This window comes from uncultured Nocardioides sp. (genome assembly GCF_902805925.1).
Lineage (GTDB): Bacteria > Actinomycetota > Actinomycetes > Propionibacteriales > Nocardioidaceae > Nocardioides.
In genome coordinates, this window is sequence record NZ_CADCUP010000138.1 from 1 (window position 1) to 22,653 (window position 22,653).

Below are 22,653 nucleotides of genomic sequence, written 5' to 3' on the forward strand. Positions count from 1 at the left end.
GAGCCTTCGTGCTGGCCAGCAGGCGGACAGCACGCGAACGCGCCGTTACCTCCTGATTCTGTCCACCCAGGAGTGCACGCTCATGCCGCGATGAGGGTGTTGGGAACCGCCACGCCGGTCTCATAGTCCGTGGCGCGGCAGTCCCTATTCAACGGTGATGTCCCGACCAGACTGACCTGGGAAGGCTGATCAGACCGTCTCGTCCGGTCCGCTGGCGCTGGCCCAGCACCGCGATGGCCACCCCGCGCCGCCTGACCGACGCACTCCCGCCCGTCATACGAAGACCGCGCGTCCCCCCGAGGACCACCGCGACATTCCAAGTGCCACACACCTCTTGCATTGTCGGCCGGATTCCGGCGGACGGAATGCCCTACGAGCGCGGAGCACCTATCCGAGGGACGCGGGCGGCGAGCGGGGGTTGGGCGGTTAGTCGGCGTGCGGTGACCGCACGAGCAGCCGAACTCGCCCTAGGTAAGTGACAGGGATCAACGAGCGACCACTCGCAAGGAGACGACGACATGACCAACGACACCGACGACCAGGCCCAGCCAGCCCTCTGGGGACATCTAGACCGCTTCGCTCCCGCCCGGAAAGCACCACGCGCGCGCACCCCGATCCATTCCGCTGCCGCTGACGCCGAGGTCGGCGAGCTGTGGACCATAGATCAGGTCGCCGACTACCTCGGGGTGCCGAAGCAAACGGTCTACTGCTGGCGCACCACCGGCTACGGGCCTCATGGGTTCCGCGTCGGCAAGCACCTGCGTTGGCGTGCCACCACGGTCCTCGCCTGGACAGCCGACCTTGAGCGCGACCAGTGATCCAGCAACGGACCTGCCCGCGGTGCGGCGCCACCATCCACGAGGTCTCGCCACGTCCTGCAGGGCGACCGCGCCGCTGGTGCTCCCCACAGTGCCGACGGGCGGCCTCAGAAGAGCGACGAGCCGCCGCGAACGGCGCGATTGCAACCGCGTACGTCCAGGGGGAGCCGAAGCTCGACGACCACGTGCGCGCAGTGCTCGAGTCCCCCGCAGCCTGCCGACGCATCATCCGCGACATCCGTGAGCGTGCTGAGAACGGACAACTCTCAGACGCACGATGGGGCAGCGTCGAAGCCGAGCTGCAACGAGTCAAGCCGGGGCAGCGCTCCCAGCTGCGACGGGGCGCACGATGACCCAGAACGATCGGCAACGGACACGACGCAACCTAGGTGAAGGCGGCACGCCCGCTCAACGCGCACGTCGGGAACAGGCACGGGAACGGGAACGTCGAGTCGAGGTCCTTGTCGCCGAGATCCTCAACATCCTTTCGCAACGAGACGTTCTAGTCGCTGGACTGGAGCGACGTGCCGGCCGCTGCCTCGCCGAGATCCATGACCTCGGGTGGCCGGGTCCCGCACGCACGGCCGGTGCCTGCTATCTGAGCGTCCGCGAGGCCGCCCGACTGCGCCATCTGGCCAACGACTACGAGCCGAATGACTCCATCAATCGCAACTGAGCGGTCGCGATCGAAGACAGCGGACCATGGACAGGGTTGGTCACCCAGGAAGGCGGCCACTCCGTGCGGTCATGCCGGGAGTACGAGATGAGATTTGCGTCAGTGACCGAAGTCGATGGTCGCTAGTGCGATGCGACCAGTAGCAGACCTCGACCACCGTCGGCAGGCGGAGCTACCGTGGTGAGCCTCGGAGAGGAATGACATGGCTTCCATAGCTCCACAACCCGGGAACGCTGATGGCTGAGGGCGTCACCCGTCGTGGTGACTCCTGGCGGGCCCGCTACCGCCACCCTGGGACGGGTCGCCAGCACCAGCGGACCTTCGACAAGCAGGTCGATGCCGTGCGGTGGCGCCGTCAGCAGCTCGATGCCTTGGATCGCGGGCGCTGGGTCGACCCCGAAGCGGGGAAGGTGTCGTTCTTGAGCTACTTCGAGGCCTGGGGACGAGACCAGCTCTGGACCGACGGGACTCGGAAAGCAATGTCACTCGCGGCCCGGTCGACGACTTTTGCCGACGTGGACCTGCGCCTGATCCGTCCCAGTCACGTCGAGACATGGGTGAAGTCCATGACCGTGGCGAACGCCACCCGGTCGCGTCCGCTCGCGCCGGGCACGATCAAGACCCGATTCGTCAACGTGCGCTCCGTGTTCCGAGCGGCCGTCCGCGACGGCATGATCGCGGTTGACCCGACCCTCCAAGTCCGGTTGCCGCGGCTTCGCCGGCGCGAGGCAGCCATGACGATCCCTACCCCCGAGGTCGTCCGCAGAGTCCTCGAGGCCTCAGAGCCGCGGTTCCGCGCGTTCGTGGGGCTATGCGCCTTCGCCGGACTGCGGCTCGGGGAGACGGCCGCCCTGCAGGTCGGCGACGTTGACTTCCTGCGGCGACAGGTGCACGTGCGCCGACAGGTCCAGCGTCTCGACGGCGCGCTGGAGATCCGGTTGCCGAAGTACAACTCCGAGCGCACCGTCCACGTGCCCGACGCGTTGCTTCAGATGCTTTCGGAGCACGTGGCGTTGGGACTGGCCTATGACTGGCTCTTCGCCGAGGTCGAGGACTTGCCGCCGCACCAGAACACGGTCGGTCATCGGTGGCGCACCACGCTGCGTAGGGCCGGGGTCGCGGACGTGCGACTGCACGATCTACGGCACTTCTACGCTTCCGGGCTGATCGCTTCGGGGTGCGACGTGGTGGCCGTCCAGCGCGCTCTGGGCCACACGAAGTCGACGACGACACTCACCACCTACGCCCACCTGTGGCCCACTGCTGAGGACCGCGTACGGGACGCGGCCGCGCACCTGTTCGCCGAAGTCGCCGGCTCTGCTGAGGGCACAGTGAGGGCAGGACGGGCCTAGGCCGCCCCAAAACACCGTCTGACCTGCGCAAACGACTCTGGGTCACACGTTGAAGCGGAACTCCACCACGTCGCCGTCGGCCATCAGGTAGTCCTTGCCCTCCATGCGGACCTTGCCGGCCTCCTTGGCCTTCGCCATCGAGCCGAGCGCCATCAGGTCGTCGAAGGAGACGATCTCGGCCTTGATGAAGCCTCGCTGGAAGTCGGTGTGGATCACGCCGGCGGCCTCGGGGGCGCTGGCGCCCTTCCTGATCGTCCAGGCCCGCGTCTCCTTGGGGCCGGCGGTGAGGTAGGTCTGCAGCCCGAGGGTGTCGAAGCCGACGCGGGCCAGCGTCTCCAGGCCCGGCTCCTCGACGCCCATCTCGGCCAGCATCGCGCGGGCCTCCTCGTCGTCGTCGAGCTCGACGAGCTCGGCCTCGAACTTGGCGTCGAGGAAGATCGCCTCGGCCGGGGCCACGAGCTCGCGCATCCGGGTCTTGAGGTCCTCGTCGGCCAGCTCGTCGGCGTCGCAGTTGAAGACGAAGATGAACGGCTTCGCGGTCAGCAGGGACAGCTCGCGGATCAGCGAGCGGTCGATCTTCGCGGCGATGATCGGGGTGCCGGCCTCCAGCGCCGCGAGGGCCTCCCGCGCGGCCTCGAGGTTGGCGGCCAGCGCCTTGTTGCCGCGGGCCTCCTTCTCCAGCCGCGGGATGGCCTTCTCGACCGTCTGCAGGTCGGCCAGGATCAGCTCGGTGGAGATGGTGGAGATGTCGTTGCCGGGGTTGACCTCGCCGTCGACGTGGGTGACGTCCTCGTCGCGGAAGACGCGGGTCACCTGGCAGATCGCGGCCGACTCACGGATGTGGGAGAGGAACTTGTTGCCCAGGCCCTCGCCCTCCGAGGCGCCGCGGACGATCCCCGCGATGTCGACGAACTCGACGGTCGCCGGCAGCACCTTCGCGGAGCCGAACACCTCGGCGAGCCGTGGGAGCCGGTCATCGGGCACCCCCACGACGCCCACGTTGGGCTCGATGGTGGCGAACGGGTAGTTCGCCGCGAGGACGTCGTTCTTGGTCAACGCGTTGAAGAGGGTCGACTTGCCCGCGTTGGGGAGTCCGACGATGCCGATGGTGAGTGCCACGGGCGGGAAGTCTAGGTCTGCGCGACACCCCCGGCCCAATCAGCCGGGGCCGGGAGACCCCCGGACGCCGAACGACCCCGCGGCATGGGGGTCGCGGGGTCGTTCCGGCGGTCGTGCCGCGGCTCCCGCGGTGGGGGGTGTGGGAGCCGGGGACCCGGTGGAGGTGGGGGGCCTCGTCCGGGTGAACCTGAGTACAGCCTGTCCGTACAACGGTGGGCGTGTCCCGAGTTTCGCGCTGCATGAAGATGCACTGCAACGACTCGCAGATCCCGCCCGGAACGACACCGACCCGCCCGGACGAGTCGGACGGGTCGGTGCTGGAAGCGGGGGTGGAGCAGCAGTGGGTCAGGACCCGTACAGCGCCCGGACGCCGGTGCCGTCGGTCGCGCTGAACCGGAGGTCGGAGCTGGTGCCGTTGCACTGCGGGTAGTGCATGATCGAGGCCGAGTCGTAGCCGGTCAGCGCACGCCAGTTGTTGTCCTCGAAGCAGGTGCCGGCCTCGGGACGCGTGTGCTCGTGGCGGAAGCCCAGCGTGTGCCCGAGCTCGTGGCCCAGCACGTTGCCCGGTGCCCAGCCCGAGGTGAAGATCGAGTCGTCGACGAGCACGTTGCGCTGGTAGTCCGAGGTGCTGGGGAAGAACGCCCGGGCGATGTACTGGCTGGTCTGCACCGGCTCCACCGAGAACAGCACGGTGTTGTTGCTGGTGCGGCAGTTGGCGTCCTGCGACGGCACGTAGACGAAGTTGACGCGCGAGGAGGAGCTCTCCCACATCGCCGCGCCCTGCGCCATGGCGTTGACGATGGCGGTCTTGCTGGACCCGAAGTAGTTGCTCACGCAGTAGGTCAGGTTGCGGGCCGTGGTGGAGCTCCACCGGTCGTCGCGGCCGCTGACGCGGTTGACGATGAGGCCGTGCGCCCGGTGCCGGTTGGCCTTGGCGGTCTTGCCCGTGACGCCGCGGTAGAACTCGCGCAGCGAGTGCGTGCTGCCGATCGGCTCGTCGCCGTTGACCAGGTACTGCCCGTCGGCCGCGCGGTACGTCGAGCGCTCGAACTTCTTGAACGACGGCACGTCGTTCGAGGCGACCTTGGCGTCGGCCGCCGTCATCCCCCCGAGGGTGAGGGCGGAGACGCCGGCGATCGCGGCGACGATCCTGGTGAGCTTGCTTCGGTTCATGACACTTCCTTCAAGGGAAAGTTGGGATGCGTCATAGAACTCCCGGGACGAGCCCCGTGACCACAGTCCCCCTGGGCCAGGTTCGTGCGATGCGACGACTTGCAGGTTCTGCGAGGCTCGTCCCCATGACGGACGTGACGACGACGCTGCGCGACCCCGCGCACCAGGTGAGCCCTCGGGCGGTGACCTACTGGCGGGTCGGTGCGGCGATCGGTGCGGTGGTCCTCGTCGGCCTGCTGGTGGCGGCGTACGTCGCGATGCCGTGGGTGATGGACGGCCGGCCGTGGTGGGGCACCACCCTCCTGGTGCTGCTCGTCGCCGTCGAGGTCGCCTACGTCGTGGCGATGCCGAGCATCCGCTTCCGCGTGCACCGGTGGGAGGTCACCGAGACGGCGATCCACACGCGGTCGGGGTGGATCAGCCGCGAGACCCGCATCGCTCCCCTGTCGCGGGTGCAGACCGTCGACTCCCAGCAGGGCGCCCTGATGCGGGTGTTCCGGCTCTCGACGCTCGTGGTCACGACCGCCTCGGCCGCGGGTCCGCTGACGATCGTCGGGCTCGACCAGGACGAGGCCCGGCGCGTGGTCGCCGACCTGGTCGCCATCACCGGTGCCTCCCAGGGCGACGCCACGTGACCGACCAGTCCACGGTGCCGGAGGTCGAGTGGCAGCGCCTCGACCCACGGCTGCTGGTCATCGGGCCGTTGCGCGCACTGCGCCAGTTCCTGGTGCCGGCCGTCGTCGCCGTCTTCGGCGTCAGCCGCTCCGACGGCATGCAGTGGTGGTGGTCGCTGCCGATCGTGCTGGTGCCGCTCGTGCTCGGCCTGCTGCCGTGGCTCACGACGCGCTACCGCATCACCGGGTCACGCCTCGAGCACCGCTCGGGCTGGCTGAACAAGACGATGGTGACCGCTCCGCTCGACCGGGTCCGCAGCGTCGACCTGGAGAGCTCGCTGGTGCAGCGGGTGCTGGGGGTGACCACGGTCAACATCGGCACCGGTGTCGACGAGACGCGCATCAAGCTCGACACGATCGCCCGGGAGGACGCCGCGGGGCTACGGGGGCTGCTGCTGGCCCAGCGCACGGCCACGGCGACGGCGACGGCGCCGGACTCCCCGGACGCTCACGACTTCGGGGACGTGCTCGCGACGCAGGCTCCTCCCGCGCCGGTCGAGCCGGCCGAGGTGCTGGCCACCATCGACTGGTCGTGGTTGCGCTTCGCGCCCTTCAGCCTCTCGCGCCTCGTCGTCGTCGCGGCGGCCCTCGGCGCGTTCTCGCAGTTCGCCGACGACCTGCCCCTCCTCGACGCCGAGCACCTCTCCGGCGCCTGGGAGTGGGTGGTGTCGTTCGCGATCCCGCTGGTGGCGGCCGTGCTGTTCGTGCTCGCCCTCGTGGCGTGGCTGTTCATCTCGGTCGGCGGCTACGTCGTGCAGTGGTTCGGCCTGCGGCTGACCCGGGAGCACGGGTCGCTGCACCTGACGGCCGGCCTCCTCACCACCAAGTCCGTCAGCGTCGAGGAGAGCCGGGTGCGGGGGCTCGTCCTCGACGAGCCGCTGCTCCTGCGCGTGGTCGGCGGCGCCGAGCTGTCGACGCTGGCCACCGGCGTCGAGAACGGCGTCACCGCGATCCTCCCGCCGGCGCCCGTGAGCGTCGTACGCCGCGTGGGCGCCGACGTGCTCCCGGGCACGGAGCCCCTCGACGTGCCGACGCTCCGGCACGGTGCCGCGGCCCGCCGCCGCAGCATCGTCCGTTCGCTCTGGCTCCCGCTGCTCCTGGTCGCCGGTGCGGGCGCCGCGACGGTGGCCCTGGACCTGCCGTGGTGGCCCGTCGCGATGCTCGCCGTCGTCCTGCTCCCGCTCGGCGTGGTCCTCGGCGAGTCGGCCTACCGGCACCTGGGCCATGCGTTGACGTCCGGCCACCTGGTCTCCGGCGACGGGGTGACGACGCGGCGGCGTACGATCCTGGAGTCCGAGGGCATCATCGGCTGGGTCGTGGTGCAGTCGTTCTTCCAGCGCCGCCTCGGGCTGGCGACGCTCGTCGCCACCACAGCCGCCGGGGCCGAGAGCGTGCGCATCGTCGACCTGCCGGTCGGCCGCGCCGTCGAGGTCGCCGACGCGGCGACCCCGGGCCTGCTCACGGCCTGGCTGCCTCGTCGGCAGGACGACCGGCCGAGTTGACGCGGCGCGTGGTGTGCGCGGTGCGCAGCGTCAGCCACAGGCTGACCGCGGTGTAGTAGACCGGGTAGGCCAGCGACACCACGATGAGCGAGGTCGAGGGGTCGGGCAGCTGCGCCACGATGACGCCGAAGACAGCCAGCCAGGCGGCCGAGAAGCTCATGTTGAGGTACCACAGGTCCTCGGTGCGCGAGGGGTAGAGGTACTTCACGGGCACGAACACCAGCACCGTGAAGACCAGCAGCAGCGCCGTGGTGACGGAGACCGACATCCCCACCACCACCACGTAGAACGCCACGACGTTCCAGTAGCTGGGGAAGCCGAGGAAGAAGTGGTCGTCGGTCTTCGCGTCGGAGCGGCAGAACTGGTAGCAGGAGGCCACCAGCGGCAGGCAGGCCACCACGCCGCCCCACGCCCCGTCGGGCAGGTAGCCGTTGGCCCACAGCAGCACCATCGGCGCGAACGCGTAGGTCAGGTAGTCCACGATGTTGTCGAGGAGGGCGCCGTCGAACTCGGGCACGACCTCCTTGACGCGGAAGTGCCGGGCCATGAACCCGTCGGTGCCGTCCACGAACATCGCGACCAGGAAGAGCCACAGCACGGTCTGCACGTCGCTGCGGTAGGCGAAGTGCACCATGAGCAGCGCGAGCACCGACCCGACGGCGGTGTACGCGTGCACCGACCAGGCGGTAACCCTCTCCATGGGCACGAGGCTAGGGGATGCTCGCCGCATCGTTAGGGTTGGCGCGTGCGTCTGGCCACCTGGAACGTCAACTCCCTCCGCTCCCGCATCGACCGCGTGGAGGGCTTCCTGCAACGCCGGGACGTCGACGTGCTGGCCCTGCAGGAGACCAAGGCCCGCATGGACCAGCTGCCGCTGATGGGCCTGGAGTCGCTGGGCTACGAGGTCGCGGCCGCCGGCACCAACCAGTGGAACGGCGTCGCGATCCTCAGCCGCGTCGGCCTCCAGGACGTCCAGGTGGGCTTCGACGCCATGCCGGGGTACGGCGACCCGGTGGCCGCCGAGTCCCGGGCGATCGGCGCGCTCGCGGGCGGCGTACGCGTGTGGTCGGTGTACGTGCCCAACGGGCGCAAGCCCGATGACCCCCACTACCTCTACAAGCTCGACTGGCTGGCCCGGCTGCGCGCGGCGTCGGCGCCGTGGCTGGCCCAGGACGCCGCGATCGTGGGCGACTGGAACGTGTGCCCGACCGACGAGGACGTCTTCGACCCGGCGCAGTTCGCGAAGTCGACGCACGTCACCCCGCGGGAGCGGGCAGCGTTCCAGGCCTTCCTCGACGACGGCTGGGCCGACGCCGCCCGCCCCTTCACGCCCGGCCCGGACGGCTACACCTACTGGGACTACTACCGCCAGCGCTTCGAGCGCAACCGTGGCCTGCGCATCGACTTCGTGCTCGGCTCCCCCTCCCTCGCCTCCCGGGTCACCGGTGCGTTCGTGGACCGGGACGAGCGCGACCCGGCCCGGGGCACCGGCTCCCCCTCGGACCACGCGCCGGTCGTGGTGGACCTGGCGAACTGACCCCGACATCGGGAGCCGGACGCCGGACTGTCGGTGCCCTGCGCCATGCTCGCGACCATGGAGATCCTGTCGCTGTTCCTCACCCTGGTCACCGGGCTCGCCCTCGGGCTGCTCGTCGGGGTGCTCTGGAGCCGCTCGCGGGGCACCGGCGTCGCGCACGCCGCGTTGGAGGCGCGGGCGGCCGACCAGGCGGTGGTGGCGCACGGCCTGGAGCGGCTGCAGCGCCAGCTCGTCGACCTCGAGCGCGAGCGTGCGCAGTGGCAGGGTCACTTCGACGCCCAGGTGGAGGGCATGCGGCTCTCCACCGACACGCTGCGCCGCGAGACCGCCTCGCTCTCCACGGCGCTGCGCAAGCCGCAGGTGCGCGGCCGGTGGGGCGAGCTCCACCTTCGGCGCGCCGTCGAGCTCGCCGGCCTCGTCGACCGGTGCGACTTCACCGAGCAGGTGCGCCTCGCCGACGGGTCGCTGCGCCCCGACCTGGTGGTGCGGCTGGCCGGCGGGCGCTCGATCGTGGTGGACGCCAAGGTGCCGCTCGACGCCTTCCTCGACGCCACGGCCACCGACGACGACGAGCTGCGGGCCCACCACCTGGCCCGGCACGCCGCCCAGCTGCGCCACCACGTCGACACCCTCGGCGACAAGGCCTACTGGCGGGCTCTCACCGAGTCGCCGGAGTTCGTGGTGATGTTCGTGCCGGCCGAGGCCTTCCTGTCCGCGGCGCTCGACGCCCAGACCGACCTGCTCGAGCACGCCGCCGAGCGGCGCGTCATCCTGGCCACGCCCACGACGCTCATCGCCCTGCTGCGCACGGTCGCGCACGGCTGGTCGCACGAGCGGCTGGCCGACCAGGCCGCCGAGGTCCAGCGGCTCGGCCGCGAGCTGCACGAGCGGCTGGCGACCATGGGCGGCAACCTCGCCCGCCTCGGCCGCTCGCTGGCCGCGGCGGTCGGTTCCTACAACCAGGCCGTGGGGTCGATCGAGGGGCGCGTGCTGGTGTCCGCCCGGCGCTTCCACGAGCTGGGAGTCACCGACGACCCGTTGCCCGAGGTGGAGCAGGTGGAGGTCACGCCGCGCAGCCTCGCGGCCGCCGAGTTCTCCCGCGACCTGGCCGCCCTCGGCCGTGACGCCGATCCGCTCGACGACACCCTCGACCTGTCCTGGGGCACGCCGAGGGCCGACGGCGACGCCGCTGGTGAGTCGGGCGACGGCACGGCGCGGCGCGCGAGCGGAGCCTGAGCCCCGCCGTACGGTGACGGCGTGAGTCAGACGCGCTCCGCGCCGGCCGCGGGAGTCGAGCCGGGCCGCCACGTCGTGGCGCTCGGCCTGGCCGCCGTGCTCACCGTCGTGGTCATCAACGTGCTGCTGGTCGGTGAGCTCTCGCTCTTCTTCGACCTGTGCTTCGTCGTCCTGTGCCTGGCGCTGGCCCTGGCGGTGCGCACCAGCGACTTCTTCACCGTCGGGGTGCTGCCCCCGCTGATGATGCTCGCGGTGTTCGTGCTGCTGGGGCTGGTGGCGCCCGGCGTGATCGCCGAGAGCCGTGACGGCGTCGTCCAGGCCACGGTGAGCGGGCTCGCCCACCACAGCGGTGCGCTGGTGTCGGGCTACGCGCTGTGCCTGGCGACGCTCGCGGTCAGGACTCGAACCGAGCCGGGTCGCCGGCCCCGACCCTGAGCACCTCGGGCTGCCCCTCCGACCAGTCGATGACCGTGGTGGGCTGCGCGGTGGTCTCCCCCGCCTCCACGACGACGTCGACCGAGTGGTCGAGGTCCTCCTTGATCTCCCAGCCCATGGTGCGGGCCTCGTCCTCGCCGGGGAGGATCAGCGTGCTGGTGAGCATCGGCTCGCCGAGCTCCTCGAGGATCGCCCAGACGACCGCGTGGTCGGGGATGCGCACCCCGACCGTCTTCTTCTTCGGGTGCATCAGCCGGCGCGGCACCTCGCCGGTGGCGGGCAGGATGAACGTGTACGGCCCGGGCACGGCTGCCTTGATCGCCCGGAACGCCGAGTTGTCGACATGCACGAACTGCCCGAGCTGCGAGAAGTCCCTGCACATGAGCGTGAAGTGGTGGCGCTCGTCGAGGTCGCGGATGCGCAGGATCCGGTCGCGGCCGTCGCGGTTGCCGAGCTGGCAGCCCAGCGCGTAGCCGGAGTCGGTCGGGTAGGCGATGAGCGCGTCGTCGCGCAGGGCCTCGACGACCTGCCCCACCAGGCGCGGCTGGGGGTTGTCGGGGTGCAGGTCCACGAAGCGGGCCATGCTCGTGCCTCAGGCCCGCTGCGCCAGCCGCAGGTCGCGGCGGAGCTCCGGCGGCAGGGCGAAGATGAGCGACTCCTCCGCGCTGTGCACCGCGCGCGCGTCGGGGAACCCGCGCTCGCCGAGGTAGGCCAGGACGCCCTGCACGAGCTCCTCCGGCACCGATGCGCCGGAGGTGACGCTGACCTTCTGCACGCCCTCGAGCCACGCCTCGTCGATCTCGGTGACGTCGTCGACGCGGTACGACGCCTTGGCGCCGGCCTCGAGCGCGACCTCGACGAGGCGGACCGAGTTGGAGGAGTTGCCGGACCCCACCACGATCACCAGGTCGGAGTCGGCGGCGATCTCCTTGACGGCGAGCTGGCGGTTCTGGGTGGCGTAGCAGATGTCGTCGCTGGGCGGGTCGACCAGCAGTGGGAAGCGCTCACGGATCGCGGCGACCGTCTCCAGCGTCTCGTCGACCGAGAGCGTCGTCTGGGACAGCCACGAGACGCGGGCCGGGTCGCGCACCACGATGCCGGCGACGTCGTCGGGCGACTGCACGAGCTGGATGTGCTCGGGCGCCTCGCCGGCGGTGCCCTCGACCTCCTCGTGGCCCTCGTGGCCGATCAGCAGGATGTCGTAGTCGTCGGCGGCGAAGCGCTTCGCCTCGTGGTGCACCTTGGTGACGAGCGGGCAGGTGGCGTCGATGGTCTTCAGGTCGCGGGTCTCGGCCTGCCGGTGCACCTCCGGCGAGACGCCGTGGGCCGAGAAGACCACGGTCGCGCCGGCCGGCACCTCGTCGAGCTCCTCCACGAAGATCGCGCCGCGGGCCTCGAGGTCGGCGACGACGTGCTTGTTGTGCACGATCTGCTTGCGGACGTAGACCGGGGAGCCGTACAGGTCGAGCGCCTTCTCGACCGTGATCACGGCCCGGTCGACGCCGGCGCAGTAGCCGCGCGGGGCCGCGAGGAGCACGGCCTTGGCCTCGCCAGGGCTCAGGACGGCGGGCACACCGAGGTCGGTCATGCCCAGAGTCTAGGCGTGGCCGGTGCGCGAGCGAAGTCGAGAAGCCCGGCCCCCGGGTGTCCCCGCCCACCCGTAGGCTCACCGCCGTGGCCCTCGAGACCTCCCCCACGCAGCCGGCACCGGTCCGGCAGATCGCCAGCGCGATCTCGTCGTGGATCGACCGGCTCGGCAGCGTCTGGGTCGAGGGCCAGATCGCCCAGGTGACCCGGCGCCCCGGCGTGCAGACCGTGTTCATGACCCTGCGCGACTCGGTGGCCGACATCTCGGTCACCGTCACCTGCGCGCGCAGCCTCCTCGACAGCCTCGACCCGCCCCTGGTCGAGGGGGCCAGCGTCGTCGTCCACGCCAAGGCGTCGTACTACCCCAACCGCGGCACGCTCTCGCTGCAGGCCCGCGAGATCCGGATGGTCGGGCTCGGCGAGCTGCTGGCACGCCTGGAGCGCCGGCGCCAGCTGCTGGCCGCCGAGGGCCTGTTCGCACCGGAGCTCAAGCGATCGCTGCCCTTCCTGCCGGCCTGCGTCGGGCTGGTGACGGCACCGAGGTCGGCCGCCGAGCGCGACGTCGTCGACAACGCGACCCGGCGCTGGCCGGCCGTCCGCTTCGAGGTGGCGTACGCCGCGATGCAGGGGCCCCGCTCGGCCGCGGAGGTCATCGAGGCCGTGGAGCGGCTCGACCGGCACCCCGACGTCGACGTCATCGTCGTCGCCCGCGGCGGCGGCTCGCTGGAGGACCTCCTCCCGTTCTCCGACGAGGGCCTGGTCCGCGCCGTCCACGCGGTGCGCACCCCCGTCGTCTCGGCCATCGGCCACGAGCCCGACCAGCCGCTGCTCGACCTGGTCGCCGACGTCCGGGCCTCCACGCCGACCGACGCCGCGCGCCGGGTCGTGCCCGACGTCGTCGAGGAGGTCCAGGGCGTCGACTGGGCGCGGGGTCGCATCCGCATCCTGCTCGGCCAGTGGCTCGACCGCGAGCAGTCCGGGCTCGAGGCACTGCGCTCCCGGCCGGCCCTGGCCGACCCCCGCACCCTGCTCGACGCCCGCGTCGAGGAGCTGACCGGCCTGCGGGAGCGGGCTCGCCGCACCCTCGCGCACCGGCTCGACCGGGCGGCCGACGACATCGACCACCGCCGCGCCCGGGCGCGGGCGCTCTCGCCGCTGGCGACGCTGCAGCGGGGGTACGCCGTCCTGCAGGACGCCGAGGGCCGCGTCGTGACCTCCATCGCGGGTGTCGGGCCGGGTGGGGCGGTCTCGGTGCGGGTCTCCGACGGCCGCGTCCACGCCACCACCGACCGCGTCGAGGCACTCGACCGACCACTCGAACCACCCCCAGCAGCAGGAGGCACCCATGGCTGACGACGTCGCACCCGACCAGCTGTCCTACGAGGAGGCCCGCGAGCAGCTCGTCGAGGTCGTGCGCACCCTCGAGGCGGGCGGCACGACCCTCGAGGAGTCCCTCGCCCTGTGGGAGCGCGGCGAGGCGCTGGCCACCGCCTGCCAGGGGTGGCTCGACGGCGCCCGCAAGCGCCTCGACGAGGTCGTCGAGGCCGACCGGCCCTAGGCCGTGGGCTCCGTGGTGAGCAGCTCGAGCAGCCGCCGCACCTCCTCCGCCCCGGCCGACCCGTAGACCAGCACCGTCTCGCCGTCGACCTCCGCGGCGTAGCCGACGTCGCCCCCCTCGTCGGTCCACGTCTCCCACCGCGGAGCCAGCGCACCGGGCGTGGAGATCGGGTCCCCCTCGGCGGCCTGCTCGTCGACGTAGGCCTCGACCAGGTCGTCGACCGACTCGTCGGCCTGCCGCACGCCGACGAACGCGCCCTCGCCGGTCAGCACACCGAGGCCCCAGGCGGGTCGGTCACCGGGCACCACGTCGATGCTCGTGGCGCGCCAGCCCTCGGGCACCGTGGGCGGGTAGGCCACCGCACGGCCCGACTCCTGCAGCGTGGCGACCGTGTCGAGGTAGTCGACGGTGTCGGGGCGTACGTCGACCTCCTCGCGGTTGAGGGCGCGGAGGCCGATGTAGGCGGCGATGACGGCGACGGTCACGATCAGCGCGCCGATCATGCCTCCGGCCGAGCGCTGGTACCGACCCGCCTGCTCACTCACCCCGCCATCCTCTCAGGCGGGTGCGCGGGAGCCGGCAGGAGAGGCGGGCCGTCCCGAGGTGCGGGCTCAGATGCAGACAACTCGCCGTAGATGCGGGAGAGTGGCGCCGTGACGAGCTACCGGATCGCGGAGGCCGCCGAGCTCCTCGGCGTCAGCGACGACACCGTGCGCCGGTGGATCGACCATGGCCGGCTGCCCGTGCTGCCCGGCGACGGGCCGTCCCGCGTCGAGGGCGTCGCCCTCGCCGCGCTGGCGGCATCACTGGCCGACTCCCCGGACCGCGAGCGCACGCGCGCCGCGTCGGTGAGCGCCCGCAACCGCCTGCACGGCATCGTCACGGCGGTGCGCAGGGACGCCGTGATGGCGCAGGTCGAGCTCGTGTGCGGGCCCTACCGCATCGTGTCGCTGATGAGCAGCGACGCCGCCACCGAGCTCGGGCTCGAACCCGGCGTGCGCGCCTTCGCGTCCGTCAAGTCCACCAACGTGGTCGTGGAGGTCCCGTGAAGCGCATCCTGGCCGTGTCCCTGGCTACCTCCCTGCTCGCGCTCACCGGCTGCTCCGGGGACCCGGGGGGCGAGGGGCGCGACGAGCTGACGGTGCTCGCGGCGGCCTCCCTGACCGACGTCTTCGAGGCACTGGCCGAGGACTTCGAGGCCGAGCACGACGCCGAGGTCACGTTCTCCTTCGGCTCGAGCACCGACCTGGCCGAGCAGGTGGCCGACGGCGCGCCGGGCGACGTGCTGGCCACCGCCGACGAGGCGTCGATGGAACTTGCCCTGGACGCCGGCGCGGCCGAGTCGGCGACGATCTTCGCCACGAACGTGCTCACCATCGTCACGCCGCCCGAGAATCCCGCCGGTGTCACCGCCCTCGACGACCTCGCCGGCACCACCTGGGTCCGCTGCGCCGACGAGGTGCCGTGCGGCCGGGTCGCGCTCGCCGTCCTGGAGTCGGCCGGCGTCACGGCGGAGCCCGCCAGCCTCGAGGAGGACGTCCGCGCCACCCTCGACAAGGTGACCTCGGGCGAGGCCGAGGCGGGGCTGGTCTACGCCTCCGACGCGGTGGCTGCCGGCGACGCCGTCAGCACCGTGGAGATCCCCGACGCCGACCGGTACCGCACCTCCTACCTGCACACCGCCCTGGACTCGGCGGACGAGCCGGCGCTCGCCCGCGAGTGGACCGACTACGTGCAGTCCGAGGACGGCCGCCGCATCCTCGTGGAGGCCGGCTTCTCCGTGCCGCCACAGGCGCCGTGAGGGACACCCTCGGCAGGGCGCCGGTCCTCCTGGTCGTGCCGGCGGCCCTGGCGACCCTGCTGCTCACCGTGCCGCTCGTGGCCATGGTCGCGGCGACCGACTGGCCGGGACTGCCCGAGCAGCTCCGCTCCGAGCCGTTGCGCGAGGCGCTCTGGCTCTCGGCCATGACGTCCACCGTCGCGGTGGCGGTCTGCCTGCTGCTCGGCCTGCCCCTGGCGTGGGTGCTGGCCCGCGTGGAGTTCCGGGGCCGCGGCGTCCTCCGGGCCGTGGTCACGGTCCCCCTGGTGCTGCCGCCGGTGGTGGCCGGGATCGCCCTGCGCACGGCGTTCGGGCGCACCGGGTTCCTCGGCGAGCCCCTGCTCGACGCCACGGGCTTCGGGTTCCCGTTCACCACCTGGGGCGTCGTGCTGGCCCATGTGTTCGTGTGCATGCCCTTCGTCGTCATCAGCATCGAGGGCGCGCTTCGCTCCACCGACCCGGAGTACGACGCGGCGGCCGCCACCCTGGGGGCCACCCGCTGGACCACCTTCCGCCGCGTCACGGTGCCGCTCGCCCTGCCCGGCATCGTGGCGGGCGCGGTGCTGGGCTGGGCCCGCTCGCTCGGCGAGTTCGGGGCCACGATCACCTTCAACGGCAACTACCCCGGCACCACCCAGACCATGCCGACGCTGATCTACGTCACCCGGCAGTCCGACCAGGACGCGGCGCTGGCGCTGAGCCTGGTCATGCTGCTCGTGTCGGTCGCCGTGCTGCTGGCCCTGCGGGACCGCTGGCTCGGCACCCGGCTGGCGGGCGGGTGAGCGGCACCCGCGCCGGGCTCGAGGTCCGGCTCGAGGTCCCGGGCCGCGTGCAGGCGTCCTTCGACGCGGCTCCCGGTGCCGTGGTGGCCGTCATCGGCCCCAACGGTGCGGGCAAGTCCTCGCTGGTGCGCGCCCTGGCCGGGCTCGCCCCCGCCTCCGGCCACGCCCGGCTCGACGGCGCCGACCTGCTCGACCTGCCGGCCCGCGAGCGGGGGGTGGGCCTGGTCTTCCAGGGACAGCTGCTCTTCCCGCACCTCACCGCGCTCGACAACGTCGCCTTCGGGCCGCGCGCCCGCGGCGTCCCCCGGAGCGAGGCCGACGCGGAGGCGCGCACCTGGCTCGACCGCCTCGGCGTCGGCGACCTGGCCGACCGCAGGCCCCGCCGGCTCTCCGGCGGCCAGGCGCAGCGGGTCGCCATCGCCCGGGCGCTGGCCACGCACCCGCGGCTGCTGCTGCTCGACGAGCCGCTGACCGGCCTCGACGTCAGGGTGGCGATGGCGCTGCGCATCGAGCTGGGCCGGCACCTCGCGTCGTACGACGGCGTGACGCTGCTCGTCACCCACCACGCCATCGACGCCCTCACCCTGGCCGACCTCGTCGTCGTGCTCGACCGCGGCCGGGTCGCCCAGGTGGGCACCCCGGCGGAGGTGTCGCAGCGGCCGCGCACCGAGCACGTCGCCCGGCTCGTCGGCCTCAACGTGGTCCGCCACGGCGAGGAGCTGGTGAGCTTCACCCCCCGCGCCGTCAACGTCTCGCTCGAGCAGCCCGTGGGCTCGCCGCGGCTGCGCTGGCGCGGTGCGGTCGCCGACGTGTCGCCCCACGGCGACGCCGTGCGCCTGCTCGTCACCGCCGACCCGGACCTGATCGCCGACGTGACCCCGGCGGCCGCCACCGAGCTCGGGCTCGCCCCGGGCCGCGAGGTGTGGCTGTCGGTGAAGGCGACATCGGTACGCCGGTACGCCGCGTCCGCAGGAGCGCCGGCCGACGGGCCCCCGACGGCGCCCTCCACGTGAGCCCCTCCAGTCAGTAGCATGCGGCCATGAGCCCCAAGGACCTCAACGTCGCCCCCCAGTCGCCGGACCGCAACCTCGCGCTCGAGCTGGTGCGGGTCACCGAGGCGGCGGCCATGGCGGCCGGTCGCTGGGTCGGGCGGGGAGACAAGAACGACGCCGACGGCGTGGCCGTCAACGCGATGCGCGTGATGATCTCGACGATCGGCATGAACGGCACCGTCGTCATCGGCGAGGGCGAGAAGGACAACGCCCCGATGCTCTACAACGGTGAGAAGGTCGGCGACGGCACCGGACCCGAGTGCGACGTCGCCGTCGACCCCATCGACGGCACGACCCTGACCGCGAAGGGCATGGCCAACGCCATCTCGGTGCTGGCGGTCGCGCCGCGCGGGTCGATGTACGACCCCTCGGCGGTGTTCTACATGGAGAAGCTGGTCACCGGCCCGGAGGCGGCCGGCGTCGTCGACATCCGCAACCCCGTCGCGGAGAACATCCAGCAGATCGCCAAGGCCAAGGGGTCGCGCGCCGAGGACGTGACGGTCGTCGTGCTCGACCGCCCCCGCCACGCCGAGCTCGTCGGGGAGATCCGGGCCACCGGCGCGCGCATCAAGTTCATCACCGACGGCGACGTCGCCGGCGCCATCATGGCCGCCCGGCCCGGCACCGGCGTCGACCTGCTGCTCGGCGTCGGCGGCACGCCCGAGGGCATCATCGCCGCCTGCGCCCTGAAGTGCCTGGGCGGCGTGATCCAGGGCCGCCTCTGGCCGCAGGACGACGACGAGCGGCAGCGGGCCGTCGACGCCGGGCACGACCTCTCGCCCGAGCACGTCCTGACCACCGACGACCTGGTCACCGGCGACGACTGCTTCTTCGTCGCCACCGGCATCACCGACGGCGAGCTGATGCGCGGGGTGCGCTACCGCGCCGACGGCGCGACCACCGACTCACTGGTGATGCGCTCGCGCAGCGGCACGATCCGTTCGATCTCCTCCGAGCACCAGCTCGGCAAGCTGCGCAACTTCTCCGCGATCGACTTCGACAAGTGAGTCACTGAGGCTGTCCGAGCGTCACGCCGCGCCGGGGGCATGATCGGGGGCCGTCGTGTTCACTGGTGGTCATGTCACCGACGTCGTCACGGCCCTCGGAGGTCGCCGTCTCCGAGGAGCTCCTCGCCCCGGTCGGCTCCGGCGTGGAGCTGTGCTACCAGACCTTCGGCGACCCCGACGACGAGCCGCTGCTGCTGCTCATGGGCCTCGGCGGACCGATGACCTGGTGGGATCCCGCGCTGTGTCGCACGCTGGCGGCGCTCGGCTTCTTCGTCGTCCGCTTCGACAGCCGTGACACCGGCCGGTCGACCAAGGTGCCGGGCCGGGTGACGCGCACCCAGCTGGTGCGGGCGTTCGCGGGCCGCCGGGTGCGCGCGCCGTACTCCCTGGTGGACCTCGCCGAGGACGCCTTCGGGCTGCTGGACCACCTCGGCGTGGGCTCGGCGCACGTCGTGGGCACCTCCATGGGCGGCATGGTCGTGCAGACGATGGCCATCGAGCGGCCCGAGCGGGTGCGCTCGCTGACCAGCATCATGTCGACCACCGGCCGGCGCACGGTGGGCTGGCAGAGCCCTCGCCTGCTGCCGATGCTGCTGGCCGACCGCTCCGCCGGCCGCGAGGCGTACGTCGCCGCCAGCGCGGCGACGTGGGCGATGATCGGCTCCCCCGGCTTCCCGCCCGACCAGGACACCGCCCGGGCGCGCGCCCGGCAGACCTGGGACCGCGGCTTCGACCCCCAGGGCGTGCTGCGGCAGATGCTGGCGGTCCTCACCCAGCCCGACCGCACGCCGGGCCTGCGGGGGGTGCGGGTGCCGACGCTGGTGGTGCACGGTCCGGGCGACCGGATGGTGCACGTCTCCGGTGGTCGCGCCACCGCCTCGGCGGTCCCGGGGGCGGAGCTGCTGCTGGTCGAGGGGATGGGCCACGACCTCCCGCCCGCGCTCCACGACACGATCGCCGGCGCGATCCGCCGGGTGGCGGACCGCGCCGGCGAGGCGTAGTCGGAGCAGGGCCGTCAGTCGGAGAGGCGCTCCCCGCTGTCGGTGTCGAAGACGTGCACGCTCACCGGGTCGGTCGTGACGTGGATGGTGTCGCCCTTGCGCACCGAGTCGCGACCGCCCGACACCCGCACGATGACGTTGCTGGGCGTGCCCTCGACGTCGGAGGTGCCGTAGACGAAGCCGTCGGCGCCGAGCTCCTCGACGACCGTCACGTGCACGGGGAGGCCGCCCTGCTCGGCGGACACGAGGCGCCAGGCCTCCGGCCGCACGCCCACGGTGATGTTGCCCTCCATCTTGCGCGAGGCCGTGGGGTCGACCGGCACGGCGTACTTGCCGATCTGCGCCTTGCCCTCGACCGCCCGTGCCTGGATGAGGTTCATCTGCGGGGAGCCGATGAAGCCCGCGACGAACAGGTTCCGGGGCTTGTCGTAGAGGTTCAGCGGGGTGTCGACCTGCTGCAGGATGCCGTAGTTCATCACCGCGACGCGGTCGCCCATCGTCATGGCCTCGACCTGGTCGTGGGTCACGTAGACGGTGGTGACCCCCAGGTCGGCCTGGAGCTTGGCGATGTCGGTGCGCGTCTGCACGCGCATCTTGGCGTCGAGGTTCGACAGCGGCTCGTCCATGCAGAACACCTGGGGGTTGCGGACGATCGCGCGGCCCATGGCGACACGCTGGCGCTGGCCGCCGGAGAGCGCCTTCGGCTTGCGCTCCAGGAACTCCTCGAGGCCCAGGATCTTGGCGGCCTCGGCGACGCGCCGCTTCTGCTCGTCCTGCGGCACCTTGGCCATCTTGAGGGCGAAGGCCATGTTGTCGGCCACCGTCATGTGGGGGTAGAGCGCGTAGTTCTGGAACACCATCGCGATGTCGCGGTCCTTGGGGGCCACGTGCGTGATGTCGCGGTCGCCGATGTAGATCTTGCCGGCGTTGATCTCCTCCAGGCCCGCGAGCATCCGCAGGGTGGTGGACTTGCCGCAGCCGGACGGGCCGACGAGGACCATGAACTCGCCGTCGCCGATCTCGAGGTCGATGCCGGGGACCGTGGGCTTGTCAGCCCCGGGATACCAGCGCTGGGCCTTCTCGAAACGAACTGTTGCCATGGGGCACTACTCCTTCACCGGCAGGTACGTGCCGGACGATCCGTTGTGAAGTGACGCCCTTCACACTAGGGCCTCGCGGCACCCGTGTCGACGCACCGCACCACCACGGCCGACTCCGGCGCCAGCACGGGCAGGCGCACCCCCAGCGCGGCCAGGACCGAGCCGGGGACGACCGGACCGTCCGCGTCGTCGAGCCACGTGGTGCCGAGGTCGGCGGGGTGCCGGTAGCCCTCGGGCGTCTCGTGCGTCACGCGGTAGGAGCGCTCCGGGTCGAGCCCCGGCAGCACCACCGCCCCGGGACCCTGGGTGGTGGTCGTGTCGACCGTCGCGACGACGTACCACCCCTCCGCACGGTCCTCGGCCACCACGCCGGTGACCGCGAGGGCGGGGTCGGCGGGGTCGCCGTGCACCACCCGACCGGTGGCGACGAGCGGTCGGACCCGCTTGTGCAGGGCCACCCAGGCGGCCAGCTCGGTGCGCTCCTCCTCCGAGACGGCGCTGAGGTCCCACTCGATGCCGAAGTGCCCGAGCAGCGCGGTCGCGGCCCGGAACCCGAGCCGGTGCGAGCGGCCGGTGGTGTGGGCGACCGGACCGCCGACGTGGGCGCCCATCCGCTCCGGCGGCACCAGCAGCGAGGTCCACCGCTGGATCCGCTGACGCTCCACGGCGTCGATGGTGTCGCTCGCCCAGACCCGGTCGGTGCGGGTCAGCACCTCGAGGTCGATGCGCCCCCCACCGCTGGCGCACGACTCGATCTCCAGGCCGGGGTGGGCGGCGCGCAGCTCGTCGAGCAGCCGGTAGAACGCCGCCGTCTGGCCGTGGACGGCGGGGCGACCGGCGTGCGCGACGTCGATCAGGTCCCGGTTGTGGTCCCACTTGAGGAACGCGATGTCGTACTCCCCCAGCAGGGCGAGCAGCGCGTCGCGCACGTGGGCGTAGGCGTCGGGGTGCTGGAGGTCGAGGACCTGCTGGTGCCGCCAGGTGGGCGGCAGCTCGCCGTGGCCGCGCAGCACCCAGTCGGGGTGGGCACGCACCACGTCGGAGTCCTCGTTGACCATCTCGGGCTCGACCCAGAGGCCGAAGTCCATGCCCGTGCCGTGCACGTGCTCGATCAGCGGGTGGAGGCCCTCGGGCCACAGGCCGGTGTCGACGGTCCAGTCACCGAGGCCGGCCCGGTCGGAGCGGCGACCGTGGAACCAGCCGTCGTCCAGCACGAACCGCTCCACCCCGACCTGCGCCGCCACGTCGGCCAGGGCGGAGAGCCGGCCCAGGTCGTGGTCGAAGTACGCCGCCTCCCAGGTGTTGACCAGCACCGGGCGCTCCCCCAGGGGCACCTGGCGGCGCAGCCAGGCGTGGAGGCGGGCACTCATGTCGTCGAGGCCCGTGGTGCTGTGCGCGCCGACGAGCCAGGGACTGCGGTAGGTCTCCCCCTCGGCCAGCACGACCTCGCCCGGTCCGAGCAGCTCGCCGCCGCCCAGCACGCACTCGCCCTCCGGCGTGCGCTCGGCGTACGTCGCGTGGTCCCCGCTCCAGGCGACATGGGTGCCCCAGACCTCACCGGACCCGAAGCCGAAGCCGGGCGTGCCGGCCACCATGACCAGGGTCGCGTCGTGGCCGGTGCGGCCGTGCCGGGACTCGCGCAGGTGGGTGCCGTGGAGCCAGTCCCGGCGCTGCGGGGTGCGCTCGCGGCACCAGCGACCGGTGAGGTCGAGCAGCTCGGTGGCGCGCGGGGCGACCGGCAGCGCGAGGCGCACCTGGTCGAGCACCAGGTCGCCGGGGCCGGCGTTGGTGACGAAGGTGCGCATCCGGACCAGCCCGTCGCGGGTCAGCTCGAGCTCGACGCGCACCTGCCACCCGGCCTCGTCGTCCGCGGCCTCGAGCGCGACGCGGGCGTCCTCCCCCGAGTCGTCGACGTCGCACGACCAGTCACGCAGCCGGGGGGCCCACGCCGCGGCGCCGGCACCGGGACGCAGCCCGGAGAGGCCGGGGGTCCCGGTGTAGCCGGCGACGTTCTCGCCCACGATGCCGCGCAGTCGGGGATGGTCGAGCGCCGAGTGCGGCACGCCGGCGACGTGCAGGCGGGCCAGCGCGTCGGGGTCGACGGCACCGAGCGCCACCCCCCAGTGGAGGACGGCGAGCCCGTCCGCGGAGGGCGCGAGCACGACGCTCACGCCCCCGCGGCTGAGGTGGACAGCAGGAACGGTCACGGACCAAGCCTGCCAGTG

Annotated in this window: 24 protein-coding genes; 16 read left to right on the forward strand and 8 right to left on the reverse strand. The window is 72.3% G+C overall.

Features of this window, described 5'->3' with window-relative positions; all coding sequences use genetic code 11:
* Positions 1-518 precede the first annotated feature (518 nt).
* The 3 genes from QZX64_RS09895 (at position 519) to QZX64_RS09905 (ending at position 2,846) form a co-directional block, all read left to right on the forward strand.
* Complete coding sequence (locus tag QZX64_RS09895; RefSeq protein WP_295659000.1) at positions 519-818, forward strand: AlpA family transcriptional regulator; 300 nt, start codon at positions 519-521, stop codon at positions 816-818.
* Between the two features lie 349 nt (positions 819-1,167).
* Positions 1,168-1,494 carry a hypothetical protein gene (locus QZX64_RS09900; protein WP_295659003.1) on the forward strand — a complete coding sequence of 109 codons (327 nt, stop codon included), beginning with the start codon at positions 1,168-1,170 and terminating at the stop codon, positions 1,492-1,494.
* A gap of 236 nt (positions 1,495-1,730) precedes the next feature.
* Positions 1,731-2,846 (forward strand): site-specific integrase, encoded by a 1,116-nt coding sequence (locus QZX64_RS09905; protein ID WP_295659005.1) that lies wholly within the window; start codon positions 1,731-1,733, stop codon positions 2,844-2,846.
* A gap of 42 nt (positions 2,847-2,888) precedes the next feature.
* Here QZX64_RS09905 and ychF read toward each other — a convergent pair whose 3' ends face one another.
* Complete coding sequence (gene ychF, locus QZX64_RS09910; RefSeq protein ID WP_295659007.1) at positions 2,889-3,965, reverse strand: redox-regulated ATPase YchF; 1,077 nt, start codon at positions 3,963-3,965, stop codon at positions 2,889-2,891.
* A gap of 345 nt (positions 3,966-4,310) precedes the next feature.
* Positions 4,311-5,138 carry a matrixin family metalloprotease gene (locus tag QZX64_RS09915; RefSeq protein ID WP_295659009.1) on the reverse strand — a complete coding sequence of 276 codons (828 nt, stop codon included), beginning with the start codon at positions 5,136-5,138 and terminating at the stop codon, positions 4,311-4,313.
* Between the two features lie 125 nt (positions 5,139-5,263).
* Here QZX64_RS09915 and QZX64_RS09920 point away from each other — a divergent pair, with 125 nt between their 5' ends.
* Complete coding sequence (locus tag QZX64_RS09920) at positions 5,264-5,773, forward strand: PH domain-containing protein (protein WP_295659012.1); 510 nt, start codon at positions 5,264-5,266, stop codon at positions 5,771-5,773.
* Positions 5,770-7,314, forward strand: coding sequence for a PH domain-containing protein (locus QZX64_RS09925; RefSeq protein WP_295659014.1), 1,545 nt, complete (start codon positions 5,770-5,772; stop codon positions 7,312-7,314). The genes QZX64_RS09920 and QZX64_RS09925 overlap by 4 nt, the downstream gene beginning before the upstream one ends.
* Here QZX64_RS09925 and QZX64_RS09930 read toward each other — a convergent pair.
* Entirely contained in the window at positions 7,271-8,014 is a 744-nt protein-coding gene (locus QZX64_RS09930) for a phosphatidylcholine/phosphatidylserine synthase (RefSeq protein ID WP_295659018.1), read from the reverse strand. The two genes, QZX64_RS09925 and QZX64_RS09930, sit on opposite strands and share 44 nt — an antisense overlap.
* A 45-nt stretch (positions 8,015-8,059) precedes the next feature.
* Here QZX64_RS09930 and QZX64_RS09935 point away from each other — a divergent pair, with 45 nt between their 5' ends.
* From QZX64_RS09935 to QZX64_RS09945, 3 genes are read left to right on the forward strand one after another with little or no spacing between them, the layout of a single operon-like run.
* Positions 8,060-8,851: an exodeoxyribonuclease III gene (locus tag QZX64_RS09935; protein ID WP_295659021.1), complete on the forward strand. Its 792-nt coding sequence runs from the start codon at positions 8,060-8,062 to the stop codon at positions 8,849-8,851.
* 57 nt (positions 8,852-8,908) lie between these two features.
* Complete coding sequence (locus tag QZX64_RS09940; RefSeq protein ID WP_295659023.1) at positions 8,909-10,087, forward strand: DNA recombination protein RmuC; 1,179 nt, start codon at positions 8,909-8,911, stop codon at positions 10,085-10,087.
* A 21-nt stretch (positions 10,088-10,108) separates the two neighbouring features.
* Positions 10,109-10,522, forward strand: coding sequence for a DUF6542 domain-containing protein (locus QZX64_RS09945; protein ID WP_295659025.1), 414 nt, complete (start codon positions 10,109-10,111; stop codon positions 10,520-10,522).
* Here the strand turns inward: QZX64_RS09945 and QZX64_RS09950 are convergent.
* Positions 10,482-11,105 (reverse strand): L-threonylcarbamoyladenylate synthase, encoded by a 624-nt coding sequence (locus QZX64_RS09950; protein ID WP_295659028.1) that lies wholly within the window; start codon positions 11,103-11,105, stop codon positions 10,482-10,484. The genes QZX64_RS09945 and QZX64_RS09950 overlap by 41 nt on opposite strands.
* A gap of 9 nt (positions 11,106-11,114) precedes the next feature.
* The gene (locus tag QZX64_RS09955) at positions 11,115-12,110 is read right to left on the reverse strand and encodes a 4-hydroxy-3-methylbut-2-enyl diphosphate reductase (RefSeq protein WP_295659031.1); all 996 of its coding nucleotides are present in this window, start codon (positions 12,108-12,110) and stop codon (positions 11,115-11,117) included.
* An 86-nt stretch (positions 12,111-12,196) separates the two neighbouring features.
* Between QZX64_RS09955 and xseA the strand changes: the two genes are divergently transcribed.
* Together xseA and QZX64_RS09965 are read left to right on the forward strand one after the other, a co-directional pair.
* Positions 12,197-13,462 carry an exodeoxyribonuclease VII large subunit gene (xseA, locus tag QZX64_RS09960; protein ID WP_295659035.1) on the forward strand — a complete coding sequence of 422 codons (1,266 nt, stop codon included), beginning with the start codon at positions 12,197-12,199 and terminating at the stop codon, positions 13,460-13,462.
* Positions 13,455-13,667 (forward strand): exodeoxyribonuclease VII small subunit, encoded by a 213-nt coding sequence (locus QZX64_RS09965; RefSeq protein WP_295659038.1) that lies wholly within the window; start codon positions 13,455-13,457, stop codon positions 13,665-13,667. The genes xseA and QZX64_RS09965 overlap by 8 nt, the downstream gene beginning before the upstream one ends.
* Here the strand turns inward: QZX64_RS09965 and QZX64_RS09970 are convergent.
* Positions 13,664-14,212, reverse strand: coding sequence for a DUF4245 domain-containing protein (locus QZX64_RS09970; protein ID WP_295659041.1), 549 nt, complete (start codon positions 14,210-14,212; stop codon positions 13,664-13,666). The two genes, QZX64_RS09965 and QZX64_RS09970, sit on opposite strands and share 4 nt — an antisense overlap.
* A gap of 108 nt (positions 14,213-14,320) precedes the next feature.
* On the opposite strand from QZX64_RS09970, the gene QZX64_RS09975 reads away from it, so the two are divergent.
* The 6 genes from QZX64_RS09975 to QZX64_RS10000 all read left to right on the forward strand — a co-directional run bounded on the left by QZX64_RS09975 (position 14,321) and on the right by QZX64_RS10000 (position 19,328).
* On the forward strand, positions 14,321-14,716 hold the full coding sequence (locus QZX64_RS09975; protein WP_295659044.1) for a molybdopterin-binding protein: 396 nt from the start codon (positions 14,321-14,323) through the stop codon (positions 14,714-14,716).
* Positions 14,713-15,468 (forward strand): molybdate ABC transporter substrate-binding protein, encoded by a 756-nt coding sequence (modA, locus tag QZX64_RS09980; protein WP_295659047.1) that lies wholly within the window; start codon positions 14,713-14,715, stop codon positions 15,466-15,468. The genes QZX64_RS09975 and modA overlap by 4 nt, the downstream gene beginning before the upstream one ends.
* Complete coding sequence (locus QZX64_RS09985) at positions 15,465-16,268, forward strand: ABC transporter permease (protein WP_295659050.1); 804 nt, start codon at positions 15,465-15,467, stop codon at positions 16,266-16,268. The genes modA and QZX64_RS09985 overlap by 4 nt, the downstream gene beginning before the upstream one ends.
* Positions 16,265-17,281 (forward strand): ABC transporter ATP-binding protein, encoded by a 1,017-nt coding sequence (locus tag QZX64_RS09990; protein ID WP_295659052.1) that lies wholly within the window; start codon positions 16,265-16,267, stop codon positions 17,279-17,281. The genes QZX64_RS09985 and QZX64_RS09990 overlap by 4 nt, the downstream gene beginning before the upstream one ends.
* Positions 17,282-17,307: 26 nt before the next feature.
* Complete coding sequence (gene glpX / locus QZX64_RS09995) at positions 17,308-18,327, forward strand: class II fructose-bisphosphatase (RefSeq protein WP_295659055.1); 1,020 nt, start codon at positions 17,308-17,310, stop codon at positions 18,325-18,327.
* A gap of 71 nt (positions 18,328-18,398) precedes the next feature.
* Positions 18,399-19,328 (forward strand): alpha/beta fold hydrolase, encoded by a 930-nt coding sequence (locus tag QZX64_RS10000; RefSeq protein WP_295659057.1) that lies wholly within the window; start codon positions 18,399-18,401, stop codon positions 19,326-19,328.
* Between the two features lie 14 nt (positions 19,329-19,342).
* Here the strand turns inward: QZX64_RS10000 and ugpC are convergent, their stop codons facing one another.
* Positions 19,343-20,428, reverse strand: coding sequence for an ABC transporter ATP-binding protein (gene ugpC, locus QZX64_RS10005; protein WP_295659060.1), 1,086 nt, complete (start codon positions 20,426-20,428; stop codon positions 19,343-19,345).
* 65 nt (positions 20,429-20,493) lie between these two features.
* A complete protein-coding gene (locus tag QZX64_RS10010; protein ID WP_295659062.1) occupies positions 20,494-22,635 on the reverse strand; it encodes an alpha-galactosidase in 2,142 nt (713 codons plus the stop codon).
* Positions 22,636-22,653 lie beyond the last annotated feature (18 nt).

What these genes read in the sequence shown, in the direction of transcription:
- QZX64_RS09895 (WP_295659000.1), top strand. Translation starts at nt 519, where the DNA reads ATGACCAACGACACCGACGACCAGGCCCAGCCAGCCCTCTGGGGACAT.
- QZX64_RS09900 (WP_295659003.1), top strand. Translation starts at nt 1,168, where the DNA reads ATGACCCAGAACGATCGGCAACGGACACGACGCAACCTAGGTGAAGGC.
- QZX64_RS09905 (WP_295659005.1), top strand. Translation starts at nt 1,731, where the DNA reads ATGGCTGAGGGCGTCACCCGTCGTGGTGACTCCTGGCGGGCCCGCTAC.
- QZX64_RS09915 (WP_295659009.1), bottom strand. Translation starts at nt 5,138, where the DNA reads ATGAACCGAAGCAAGCTCACCAGGATCGTCGCCGCGATCGCCGGCGTC.
- QZX64_RS09920 (WP_295659012.1), top strand. Translation starts at nt 5,264, where the DNA reads ATGACGGACGTGACGACGACGCTGCGCGACCCCGCGCACCAGGTGAGC.
- QZX64_RS09930 (WP_295659018.1), bottom strand. Translation starts at nt 8,014, where the DNA reads ATGGAGAGGGTTACCGCCTGGTCGGTGCACGCGTACACCGCCGTCGGG.
- QZX64_RS09940 (WP_295659023.1), top strand. Translation starts at nt 8,909, where the DNA reads ATGGAGATCCTGTCGCTGTTCCTCACCCTGGTCACCGGGCTCGCCCTC.
- QZX64_RS09950 (WP_295659028.1), bottom strand. Translation starts at nt 11,105, where the DNA reads ATGGCCCGCTTCGTGGACCTGCACCCCGACAACCCCCAGCCGCGCCTG.
- QZX64_RS09955 (WP_295659031.1), bottom strand. Translation starts at nt 12,110, where the DNA reads ATGACCGACCTCGGTGTGCCCGCCGTCCTGAGCCCTGGCGAGGCCAAG.
- QZX64_RS09965 (WP_295659038.1), top strand. Translation starts at nt 13,455, where the DNA reads ATGGCTGACGACGTCGCACCCGACCAGCTGTCCTACGAGGAGGCCCGC.
- glpX (WP_295659055.1), top strand. Translation starts at nt 17,308, where the DNA reads ATGAGCCCCAAGGACCTCAACGTCGCCCCCCAGTCGCCGGACCGCAAC.
- QZX64_RS10000 (WP_295659057.1), top strand. Translation starts at nt 18,399, where the DNA reads ATGTCACCGACGTCGTCACGGCCCTCGGAGGTCGCCGTCTCCGAGGAG.
- ugpC (WP_295659060.1), bottom strand. Translation starts at nt 20,428, where the DNA reads ATGGCAACAGTTCGTTTCGAGAAGGCCCAGCGCTGGTATCCCGGGGCT.